Origin of the sequence: Lysinibacillus sp. NPDC097231 (assembly GCF_044761885.1) — a bacterium.
Taxonomy (GTDB): domain Bacteria; phylum Bacillota; class Bacilli; order Bacillales_A; family Planococcaceae; genus Lysinibacillus.
This window is the reverse complement of the sequence record NZ_JBIWDH010000047.1, coordinates 18,473-29,259: the sequence shown is the minus strand read 5'-3', so window position 1 is coordinate 29,259 and position 10,787 is coordinate 18,473. Positions and strand designations below refer to the sequence as shown.

Here is a 10,787-nt window from a genome sequence, read left to right as displayed (position 1 = left end):
CACCACGGACACCCTTGCTCTTGGCTAACCTCTACTTCTGTCTTCGGGGTTCGGGACTTGCACCCTATAGTTCATACGCATGCCGGGCGCACATAGAAAAGGATGCCAATATAATTTTGGCATCCTTTCAGTGTTTCAGAGCTATTAAATTTATGTTTTAGTTAAATCGTTGTGCAATCATATCGTAAATATAACGCGCTTGATCATATTCGGGCTGGAGAGTAAAGGCTTGTTTTAAGTGGTACATAGCATCTTCTGTTTGTTCAGTGGATACTGCATACAATACACCTAAATTATAATGCGCATCTGCATTATTCCAATCTTGTTCGATTAGGTAATCTAATTCCTTTTTACCCGCTTCAAACATTTCTAGAGCACAAAGCACAATTGCATAGGCAAGTCGAATTTGTGTATCCTCTGGTGCAAGCTCTGCTGCACGTTGTAAATATGGAAGTGCAAGCTTCGGATTTTCCATTCGTTCAAAGCACTTGCCCATCATATAAAATACATCTGCACCTTCAATATTATGCTTAAGCGCCTGCTCATAAAGCTTTACTGCTTCCGCATATCGTTCCGAATTATAATACAAATTTGCCAAGCCGTAATAAGCAGTTGCTGCTGTTTCATCAACCGTAAGCGCCTTTTGAAAGAATCGCTCTGCTCGTTCAATATCGTCTAAGACCGCTAATAGATTACCAAAATTTACATAACCAATTACATTCTCTGGTTCTGCTTCAATTGCTTGCGTAAAAAGTTGTGCAGCATCTTCATAGCGTTTTTCTTGAAATGCTTGAATGCCTTGCTCGTTAAAATCCATTGTTATCTTCACCTCTATGTAGCGAAAGACTGCTGCCTCTTGAAAGGTGGTTTCAGCAGTCTTTTCGCAAATTATCCTACATATGTTAGTTGTTCATCATTTTTAAAGACTTCATCAATTGTACCGCCACCAAAACATTCTTCACCATCATATAATACAACAGCTTGTCCAGGTGTAATCGCACGAACTGGTTCAGCAAACGTAATATGTGTACGTCCATCCTCTAAAATTTCTACTTCCACAGGTGTATCCGTTTGACGATAGCGGAATTTTGCTGTGCATGAAAATTTCCCGGGCAATTTTTTTGTCGAAGTATAGTTCATGTTCACAGCAGTCAGTGAAGTAGAGTATAGGAAATCGTTATCGAAGCCTTGCCCAACAAGTAGTACATTGCGCTCCAAATCTTTTCCTAGAACGAACCAAGGCTCACCGTCTCCACCAATTCCAAGACCATGACGTTGACCAAGTGTATAGTACATCAATCCGTCATGCTGACCCATTACGACACCATCCATAGTCTCCATCTTACCTGGTCTAGCTGGTAAAAATTGACTTAAGAATTCTTTGAAATTACGCTCTCCAATAAAGCAAATTCCTGTCGAATCCTTTTTCTTAGCCGTAGCTAATCCAGCCTCCTCTGCAATTTTACGTACTTTCTTTTTCTCAATATGTCCGATTGGGAACATAACATGAGACAATTGTTCTTGTGATAATTGGTTTAAGAAATATGTTTGATCTTTATTTTCATCTAAACCACGTAGCATTTTAACATCGCCATCATCACTACGGTCAATTCGAGCATAGTGACCTGTTGCTACATAATCAGCCCCAAGATCCATCGCATGCTCTAAAAAGGCTTTAAATTTTATTTCCTTATTACACATAACATCAGGGTTTGGCGTGCGCCCTGCTTTATATTCTTCTAAAAAGTATGTGAATACCTTATCCCAATATTGTTTTTCAAAATTTACTGCATAGTACGGAATCCCAATTTGGTTACATACTTTAATCACATCTTCATAGTCTTCTGTAGCTGTACAAACGCCATTTTCGTCTGTATCATCCCAGTTTTTCATAAATATCCCGATTACTTCATACCCCTGTTGTTTCAACATATATGCAGCAACCGAAGAATCTACCCCACCTGACATGCCTATAACAACACGAATTTGTGAGGGATCACGTGTTTCTTTCATTGTGGTCACCTTTTCTTTTCATCAAATTCCATTAGAACAAGTTAGTTGTTCATTATTTCGCTAGTCTTTTCACAATTGCTGCTGTTTTTTCAGCTGCATGTCGCACGTCAGTTTCTGTTAAACCTTGACCGAAGCTAAAGCGGATCGAGTTACGTAATTCCTCTGCCCCTTTTCCAAACATGGCCACTAACACATGAGATGGATCAATGGAGCCCGCTGTGCAGGCAGAACCACTCGATGCACAAATGCCTGCCATATCAAGATTCACAAGAAATGACTCTACGTCCATACCAGAAAAACTTACATTTAACACGTGTGGAAGCGTATTTTCTAAATCACCGTTCACATGAAATACTAGCTTTTCTTGCGTAAAAACATCAAGCATCATTTGCGTAAAACGACTATATAATGCACGCTTCTCTTCGCGCAAGTCATATGCATTTTGCACAGCCGTCGCAAAACCAATAACTGCAGGTATATTTTCAGTACCTGCACGACGTTTTTTCTCCTGAGAGCCTCCTAGTGCATAACTAGAGAGCGGTGTTCCTGTTCTTTGGTAAAGGAATCCAATTCCCTTTGGACCGTTAATTTTATGAGCGGAAACACTTAGTAAATCGACATGTAAATCAGCAACATTAATAGTCTCTAAACCATACGCCTGCACTGCATCCGTATGGAAAGTAGCTTTATGTTCACGTAACAAGACACCAATTTCAGCAATTGGTTGAATCGTTCCAACTTCGTTATTGCCGTACATAATCGTTACTAAAATCGTATCCTCACGTAATGCATTTCTCACGTCTTCTACAGAAACACGACCCTTTTCATCAACCGGTAGATATGTTACATCAAAGCCATCTCGCTCAAGCTTTTCACAAGTATGCAACACTGCGTGATGTTCAACTTGTGTAGTAATTATGTGTTTCCCTTCACTAGAACGGGCATAAACGGTTCCCAATATAGCTGTGTTATCCGCCTCTGTTCCGCCACTTGTTAAAATAATTTCCCCAGGTTGAGCACCAATTGATTTGGCTAATATTTCACGTGCATCATCTAAATATTTGCGCGCTTCTCGACCTGCTCCATGAATACTTGATGCATTTCCAAACACATTTTGCATTGCCGTAGTCATAGCGTTGATCACCTTGTCATTCATAGGTGATGTCGCCGCATGATCGAGATAAATATATGAATTCATGTTGAAAACTCCTTTGTACGATAAGCGCCAAAGCCATATCTCTTACCCCAAATACGGGTAGGAGGCGGAACTTTAGCCTAAACATTTTAAATATAGAACATATAGCCTTCCACTGAATTATCCTCAGTATATTGTGCTAAATCTTCAATTGTCGTTGTATCCAATACATTTTTCACAGCATCGCGAATACGTAACCATAACTCTCTCTGAGGTGCTTCTTCATTTTCGATGCCCTCTACTGGTTGAATTGGACCTTCTAATACACTAATAACATTAGCAGCCGAAATCTCACTTGGTGGATTCGCTAGCATATACCCACCATATGCACCGCGTACACTTTTTACTAAGCCTGAATTTCGTAGTGGCGATACTAATTGCTCTAAGTATGCCTCAGATAACTCCTTTTCTGCGGCAATTTTACGTAGTGGAATGGGACCTTCTCCATAATGCTTTGCTAATTCAATCATAATCGTTAGCCCGTAACGGCCCTTAGTAGAAATTTTCATTTTATCACCCTCAATTAGTCTAGTCAAAAATACTATCAACAGTATATCATAATCTCCTCTTGAAGAACTCGGAAATACTCTTAGAAGGTTATGATATACTATTAGTTGCGCCTTAATATTGTTAGGCAAATTCCAATTAACGCTTCATTAATTAGCGTAAAAAACATTTGGCAAATCAACAATCATTGAAAACTGTTGAAAGGAGAAATTTTTTTGCAAAATGAACCACTCGCGTATCGCATGCGTCCTTTAACCCTTGATGAAATTGTTGGACACAAAGATTTTATCGGTCCTAATACCGCTCTTTATAAAATGATTCAAAATGAACATGTTCCTTCTATGCTACTGTACGGGGAACCAGGTATTGGTAAAACGTCGATTGCGAATGCCATAGCAGGAAGCTCGAAGCTCCCCTTTTTCGCACTTAATGCTACACGTGCAGGTAAAAAGGACGTTGAGGATATTGTACAGGAAGCGCGAATCTCAGGGAAAGTCCTACTTTTTTTGGATGAAATTCATCGCTTCAATAAATTACAGCAAGATACTTTGCTACCCCATGTTGAAAATGGCTCTATTGTGCTAATTGGGGCAACAACTGAAAATCCGTACCATGATGTAAACCCGGCAATCCGATCTCGTTGTGGCGAAATATATCAGCTAAAACGTCTGACGAAAGAAAATCTTATTGAACTTATTAAAAATGCACTCTCTGATGAAAAACGAGGATTAGGCAAACATCATCTTGTTTTAACAGATGAACAGATCAATCAAATTGCTGGAGCTGCTAATGGTGATGCACGGAAAGCCCTGACTTTGCTTGAATCGATTTATTATGCAAGTGATGAGGTGAACGGTGAAACCATCGCAAGCGACCATGTTATTCAACATCTTATTGGAAGAATCGGCGTTTATGGAGACAAAAAAGGGTCTCATTTTTATAATTTGCTATCGGCGTTGCAAAAATCTGTACGCGGAAGTGATACAAATGCAGCGTTATATTATTTAGCCCACTTACTAGAAACAGGCGATTTAGTAGCTGTTAGTAGACGTTTACTTGTAATGGCCTATGAGGATATAGGTCTAGCTAATCCCGATGTTGGACCCCATATGCTTGCAGCTGTCCAAGCAGCTGAGCGCTTAGGCTTACCAGAGGCTCGGATTCCCCTTGCTAGTGCTGTAATTGAAATGTGTCTAGCCTCTAAATCGAATTCCGCTATTGTAGCTATCGATGCAGCAATAGCCAGCATACATGAGGGAAAAACAGGTGATATTCCACTCCATTTACGTGATGCTCATTATGAAGGGGCGAAAGATTTAGGTCATGTAGGCTATCAATATCCCCATAACAACCCAATTGGAACATTTGGTGGCTGGGTAGATCAGCAATATTTACCTAACGAGCTTGTAGGTACAGAATTTTACAAACCTGTCATTGCAGGTGAAGAGAAACGAATGGCAGGTATCTACGAAAAGCTTAAATCTTTTCATAAGGATAAAAAATGATATCTTCCAAAGCTAGGGCACTTCTAAAGGAGCAAGAAGTACCTTAGCTTATTTACGACAGAATGCTTGAGCAATCATCCTGTAAAGCTAGCATTATTCGTTGTGTAGCGCTCACTGTAAAAAAGATTTAATAGTTCTGCCACATCTTTTAAAGATGGTAAGATATTCGTCTCTCCCCCCTCATTCACTTTATCATGTAAATAATTAATTAAATTGTTGGTTTGATAGAGTAGACTGGCAAACTCCTGGGAGTTTTCTCGTACTTCAAAGCGAATTGCTTTCACAGCAATTGCTTGAGCAATCGATTGTTCCCTGGATAAAGTGGTTTGCTCATCATCCAAATATTCTTCAGTAGCTCTGTATAATAATTTTAACGCCTCATATACCTCCCTGTTCTCACTAAATCTTTCCTTTATCCACTGCAAGACAAATTGTAAAAGGAGAACGGCATAAATGAGTGACAGACATTCATCACCAAGAGATTTTTTTGCCAAGCGTTTAAAGTATTCTGCTTGTGTCATCAGCTCGAATAAAATTAAACGGATTGGGTACAGCATCGCATCTCCACTGTTGATATATAATTTTTCTCGATCCTTATACATGGACAACCAAAGATCCCTCACTAATGAGATAGATTTCCTTGTAGAGAGAGCTAATTGACATTGGATAAGTTCATTTTCAAGTGTTGGTTGTATAAGGCGTTGAAATAATAGCTCCTCATCCTCAGTTACTAATAAAAGTGGTTTTTCCAAGTTCGTCAAATCTATTTCGATACCATATACTAACATTGCCTTGCTCCCTCCCTTTAAATTCTTACAGCGATAAGAAACATTCCTCATACGTTTCCTTTGTTTTAAACTATATTTCGACAAAAACCTATAAATACCTTTTAAGAAAAAAGTCCTTTTTTTACTACTTTATAATAAAATTTCGATACTATTACTAGAAACTTTCCACGACATTTTTTTCACAAAAAAAAGAATCTGCGAAACTTTAGGAGAATGTTAACTCCAACTCCTAATAATGTTAGGAATTAAGGCTTAACCTCAGAAAGTATGCAGATTCTAGTTTGTTATTCTATTTTCAAAAATGATGAGAAATCATAGTAAAACTTATTCTGTGATTTCTTGATCAACAAATTGTTTAAATTGTTGTAAACATTGCTTTACTGCACCTTTTTGTGTAAGTACTTCATTGCGTAGTAATGTTATTTTCTCTTCATCCTCTACGATTTCACTATAAAGGGCAAAAATTGCGGATAATAATTGTTCATTCTCTTCCTGTTCAATATTAGGTAAAGAAATAGCAGCAATTTTTAATAAGCGTTCTACTTTTTTAGGCGTTTGTTGTAATTCATTGGATGAATAATAGGTTGACGCCGCTAAAAAATAGCACAGCTTTGCACAACTATCTATAAATAAATGCCAATAGGTATTGGCACTAGGTATTTCACCCGCTCTATTGTCCACATACTCTTTATAAAATGTTGTAGCCTGTATATATAAAGGATTTAGTTGTCTCATAGCCTTTGGATAGTTATTTGATGTATCCAAATAATCAAACACAATAGCATTCATTTTCTCTTGAAGTTTTACAATATCTAAATGATCACGAATTACTTGAATTTCCATTTTCCACTCTCCCATGTTCTCATTTGTTTGTAAAACGTCATTCCTACTCCCCTAAGTAGTCTTGCACATTTCGAACAAACTGATCTATTACCAATTGGAATTATTCAAATTATAGCAATAAACCAAATAAAGAAGTGGGTTCATGAACAAAATAAGACAATTTCGTGAATTAATAGCATTTTGAGCACGTAAGGTGAACTTTTTTGGTAAAATTATATTCTTTGTACATAATCATCAAATAATGATTGTTCTTTCGTCCGATCAACAATTTCTATAATACTTCCTTGTGCATATTTTTTTATTCTTTGTTTCGGTATATAAAAATAGGCATTGTTTGAAATTAACCACTCACTTAGGGTTAGTTCATTACCAGGTTGTTGATCTGTTAATATACGTTTATGCCGAAGTATATCTGCCATTTTGTAAAAACCTTCTGATAGCTCATAAGCAGAAACATCAAAATTAAAAATAGGGCTGACAACCTGTCCAACATCAAAAATGTGTATCGTTTGCCCTTCTTCATCAATCGCTAATTCCACTGTACTGATTTCATCGAATAGATTTAAACCCCTATATTCCATTTGATAGATTTGTTTCATAATTAAGCCTCCTTTTTTACAACGGTTCTATTTTAACAAAAAAGAAGCCGCCTCCAAAATCAATTGAGACAGCCACTTCTATAAAAACGATAAATTTAGCTCTTTTTTGCAAACGAAATAATGAAAAATGCCAAATAAGAATTTTTCGTCCGTTTTAAAATAAAATTCATCGGAGCGAAAATGGGAATTTATCTGTATCGAAAGCGAAGCGTCAGGTACAAGATTTCCACTCGAAGTTTCACTTTATTAGCCTTGTACACGTGTTATTTTTATATCTTTTACAATTGTATTTACAACCCAGCTTGCAGCAATTAAACCTGCCACAGAAGGAACAAAAGCATTGGAAGATGGAGGCATTTTTGCTTTTCGAATGGCTGCGTCAGGTTTCCCTACATGCTCTACCACATCTGGACGAACGACAATAGGGCTCTCATCTGAAAACACAACCGTTACACCTTTACGAATACCATCTTTACGTAATTTCGTACGAATTACTTTTGCCAATGGGTCTGTATGTGTTTGAGAAATATCCGCAATTCTGAAACGTGTAGGATCCATTTTATTGGCTGCACCCATACTAGATATAATTGGAATATTACGCTTTAAACATTCCTTCATAATATGAATTTTATATATCACTGTATCACTTGCATCAATGACATAATCTATGCCTTGCGCAAAAAACTCCTCAAATGTTTCCTCTGTGTAAAACATATGCATATCAATAACTTCACATTCTGGATTGATATCAGCTATACGCTCTTTCATGACAGCTGATTTTGATTTACCAACCGTTGAAAGATAGGCCACTAATTGACGATTTACATTTGTAATATCTACATTATCCTTATCTACCAAAATAATGCGACCAATACCGCTTCGTGCACAAGCCTCAGCAGCAAATGATCCAACCCCGCCTACACCAAGAATGGCTACCGTTGTATTTTTTAATTTCTCGAGTCCCTCTGTTCCTATCGCGAGCTCGTTACGTGAAAATTGATGTAACATCCTTACACTCTCCGTCTATGAATTTTTATTAGTAAACCTAGTTAAATACTAAGATAAAATCAAACCTATATTACATTTTATCATGATATTCATCAAGTGAAAATTATAACTAATAATAAAAAGTTTATTTCCATCTTTTTTAATAGCAATTTTTCAGTAAGAGACTCGAATTTTCACCTCAATCAAGTTCCTAATTTCCCCATTGCACATAATTTTTTTGAAATGCATCTATAAAATGCGAATCAACCTGAAGATTCATTTGCTTAAAGGCTCCAATTGCAGCCCCTGCAATAGGTTCTGAAGTAAGTGTCATAAATTGCAATGGTAGCTCATCTGCTTTTGCAAATTGCTGTAATTTCGGAAGAAAATACGCCTCATTGGTAAAAACCCCACCCACTAACACTACAGGAACATCCGCTTGCTCCCACATCATGCGAGTGTAACATGCTTTAATGGCTACATAATATTTTTCACATGCTTCCGTCAGTATACTAATAGCAACGTTATCGCCCTTCTCTGCCATATCGGCAACATATTTGCTTAACGGTGCAATCACGGTACGTGGGTGCTCTTCTCCATAAATACATTCTATTAATTGTGGTACACTGTTCACAGTAAAATAATGCAACACAACATCTGTTAAAGCGGTAGGTTCTCCTCTGCCATCATAGCTTTTAAAAACAACCTTCAGCACTTGAACACCTAAATCATAGCCACTACCTTCATCATCAAAAAGATAGCCCCAGCCACCTACTCGATAAAAGTGCTGCTGACTATCGTAACCCATTGTGATAGCCCCTGTCCCAGCAATTTGAACAATCCCCGCTTTACCAAGCGTACCTGCGTAAAGTGCGATTAGAGCATCATTATCAACAACAACAGACGCTGTCTTCCGAACGTATTGGTGCAATATTGCTTCTACTAGCCCCTCTGCCTGTAACTCTTTTACACCAGCCATGCCAGCAAAACAACATTGTATCGCAGCAAATACTTGTGGATTCTGTTGTTGTAAATCCTGTAATATACCGTGAATCGTTGACTTAAAATACTGTGTATCCATTGCTGTTGGATTACTTCGTGTCGTTACTACTTTGGCATAAATATTACCTAGCTCATCACAAATGATTGCAGAGGTTTTTGTTCCACCACCATCAATCGCTAATACATACATACTTGTTCTCCTTTCTGTCAAAGAAAAAGGATTAAGCACCTGATGGCTTAATCCCTTCTTTTGTCATCATTTTGTAAAGCCAAATGATGCCCAAGGTTGAATATGTGCTAGTAAGAATTGTTCTTCTTCAACAACTCTAGCTACTACATTTGACGATCCAGCATTCGGCATATCCTTCAAGGCAATCTGTAGCTCACCTTTATAACGAACATCTAAATTATTATCTATTGTAACATCCCCTAATTTTAATGAATAGGTATCATGTGCAGGAAAGTCACCTTGTTTATATTTAACACGAGACTGTGTACTACGAATTACATACTCCGAAACATCCCCACGATTAAAATGAGGCTCTTTAAAAAGTACCGTTTCCTCTAAAATAGACGATTCAGCAGACTGTACAACCTTCAGCTCTAGCTTTTGTCGATTTAATTGGCCTAATGCACGTAGTTCTTCCTCAGAGGCGAACATATTCCCAATAATACAATCATCTATTAAGCCAGTATGCCATAAATCCTTAACTTGCACAGTCACCGGCAGATGACGATGCTCTTCTAATGTGGGCAGTCCATGCTCGGTTTCCTCCCAAGGTCCATACTTAGCATGCTGTGATGAAATCATGGCTGCTGTACGAATATGATGAGCTTTAAACTGTTTAGAGGTTGCCAAGAAATGCTGACGTGAAAGGCCTGTAAAACGTCTAGGGTAAAAATTATGGCAGCCTATAATATTATCTTTATTCGGTTGGTATGATAAAATATTATCTACATATTTTGTACCATTACTAATATTTAACTCTATTTTTAAATTACTTGTATCCAGTGACATAAACGCTTCTTCCTGTCCAGAGAATCCCATGTCTAGGCGCAATGCCGCTAAATGATAATGTTCTTTAAAATAAGCTATATCTTTATAGGTTAAACCTAATTCTGCAAAGACGTTAGGTGCTATATCTGCAGATATAGCAAAACCTAGTTGCTGTGCAAATTCATTTATTTGCTGTAATTTTTTTCGTTCATGATCATTATTTATAGACATAAGACAAGTGAATATTCGATCAAAACCATTGTCATGAGCAAGCTGAACATAATGCTTCATCTCATCTAAAGTACTATGCTGAGGATATAGCGAAATTCCTAATCTTCTCAATTCAAATAC

At 37.5% G+C, this 10,787-nt stretch carries 11 protein-coding genes; 1 reads left to right on the top strand and 10 read right to left on the bottom strand.

Annotated features, from left to right (window positions below; genetic code table 11):
- Positions 1 to 157 precede the first annotated feature (157 nt).
- The 4 genes from ACIQXF_RS20980 to cymR all read right to left on the bottom strand — a co-directional run bounded on the left by ACIQXF_RS20980 (position 158) and on the right by cymR (position 3,717).
- Entirely contained in the window at positions 158 to 817 is a 660-nt protein-coding gene (locus ACIQXF_RS20980; protein WP_402787119.1) for a tetratricopeptide repeat protein, read from the bottom strand.
- A gap of 71 nt (positions 818 to 888) precedes the next feature.
- Positions 889 to 2,013, bottom strand: coding sequence for a tRNA 2-thiouridine(34) synthase MnmA (gene mnmA / locus ACIQXF_RS20975; protein ID WP_402787116.1), 1,125 nt, complete (start codon positions 2,011 to 2,013; stop codon positions 889 to 891).
- A 52-nt stretch (positions 2,014 to 2,065) separates the two neighbouring features.
- A complete protein-coding gene (locus tag ACIQXF_RS20970) occupies positions 2,066 to 3,211 on the bottom strand; it encodes a cysteine desulfurase family protein (protein ID WP_402787113.1) in 1,146 nt (381 codons plus the stop codon).
- An 86-nt stretch (positions 3,212 to 3,297) separates the two neighbouring features.
- A complete protein-coding gene (gene cymR / locus ACIQXF_RS20965; RefSeq protein WP_402787128.1) occupies positions 3,298 to 3,717 on the bottom strand; it encodes a cysteine metabolism transcriptional regulator CymR in 420 nt (139 codons plus the stop codon).
- A 213-nt stretch (positions 3,718 to 3,930) separates the two neighbouring features.
- On the opposite strand from cymR, the gene ACIQXF_RS20960 reads away from it, so the two are divergent.
- Positions 3,931 to 5,220: a replication-associated recombination protein A gene (locus ACIQXF_RS20960; RefSeq protein ID WP_402787110.1), complete on the top strand. Its 1,290-nt coding sequence runs from the start codon at positions 3,931 to 3,933 to the stop codon at positions 5,218 to 5,220.
- 74 nt (positions 5,221 to 5,294) lie between these two features.
- Here the strand turns inward: ACIQXF_RS20960 and ACIQXF_RS20955 are convergent, their stop codons facing one another.
- From ACIQXF_RS20955 to ACIQXF_RS20930, 6 genes are all read right to left on the bottom strand, one after another.
- Positions 5,295 to 6,008, bottom strand: coding sequence for a hypothetical protein (locus ACIQXF_RS20955; protein WP_402787107.1), 714 nt, complete (start codon positions 6,006 to 6,008; stop codon positions 5,295 to 5,297).
- 324 nt (positions 6,009 to 6,332) lie between these two features.
- Positions 6,333 to 6,851, bottom strand: coding sequence for a hypothetical protein (locus ACIQXF_RS20950; protein WP_402787104.1), 519 nt, complete (start codon positions 6,849 to 6,851; stop codon positions 6,333 to 6,335).
- 212 nt (positions 6,852 to 7,063) lie between these two features.
- Entirely contained in the window at positions 7,064 to 7,450 is a 387-nt protein-coding gene (locus ACIQXF_RS20945; RefSeq protein ID WP_402787101.1) for a hypothetical protein, read from the bottom strand.
- 246 nt (positions 7,451 to 7,696) lie between these two features.
- Positions 7,697 to 8,458: a tRNA threonylcarbamoyladenosine dehydratase gene (locus tag ACIQXF_RS20940; RefSeq protein ID WP_402787098.1), complete on the bottom strand. Its 762-nt coding sequence runs from the start codon at positions 8,456 to 8,458 to the stop codon at positions 7,697 to 7,699.
- Positions 8,459 to 8,648: 190 nt separating this feature from the next.
- On the bottom strand, positions 8,649 to 9,629 hold the full coding sequence (locus ACIQXF_RS20935) for an N-acetylglucosamine kinase (protein WP_402787095.1): 981 nt from the start codon (positions 9,627 to 9,629) through the stop codon (positions 8,649 to 8,651).
- Between the two features lie 66 nt (positions 9,630 to 9,695).
- Positions 9,696 to 10,778, bottom strand: a complete 1,083-nt coding sequence (locus ACIQXF_RS20930) for a DUF871 domain-containing protein (protein ID WP_402787092.1) — start codon at positions 10,776 to 10,778, stop codon at positions 9,696 to 9,698.
- Between the last annotated feature and the right edge of the window lie 9 nt (positions 10,779 to 10,787).

Excerpts from the sequence above, each read along its gene's own strand:
- ACIQXF_RS20980 (WP_402787119.1), bottom strand. The coding sequence starts at position 817 with ATGGATTTTAACGAGCAAGGCATTCAAGCATTTCAAGAAAAACGCTAT.
- mnmA (WP_402787116.1), bottom strand. The coding sequence starts at position 2,013 with ATGAAAGAAACACGTGATCCCTCACAAATTCGTGTTGTTATAGGCATG.
- ACIQXF_RS20970 (WP_402787113.1), bottom strand. The coding sequence starts at position 3,211 with ATGAATTCATATATTTATCTCGATCATGCGGCGACATCACCTATGAAT.
- cymR (WP_402787128.1), bottom strand. The coding sequence starts at position 3,717 with ATGAAAATTTCTACTAAGGGCCGTTACGGGCTAACGATTATGATTGAA.
- ACIQXF_RS20955 (WP_402787107.1), bottom strand. The coding sequence starts at position 6,008 with ATGTTAGTATATGGTATCGAAATAGATTTGACGAACTTGGAAAAACCA.
- ACIQXF_RS20950 (WP_402787104.1), bottom strand. The coding sequence starts at position 6,851 with ATGGAAATTCAAGTAATTCGTGATCATTTAGATATTGTAAAACTTCAA.
- ACIQXF_RS20945 (WP_402787101.1), bottom strand. The coding sequence starts at position 7,450 with ATGAAACAAATCTATCAAATGGAATATAGGGGTTTAAATCTATTCGAT.
- ACIQXF_RS20940 (WP_402787098.1), bottom strand. The coding sequence starts at position 8,458 with ATGTTACATCAATTTTCACGTAACGAGCTCGCGATAGGAACAGAGGGA.
- ACIQXF_RS20935 (WP_402787095.1), bottom strand. The coding sequence starts at position 9,629 with ATGTATGTATTAGCGATTGATGGTGGTGGAACAAAAACCTCTGCAATC.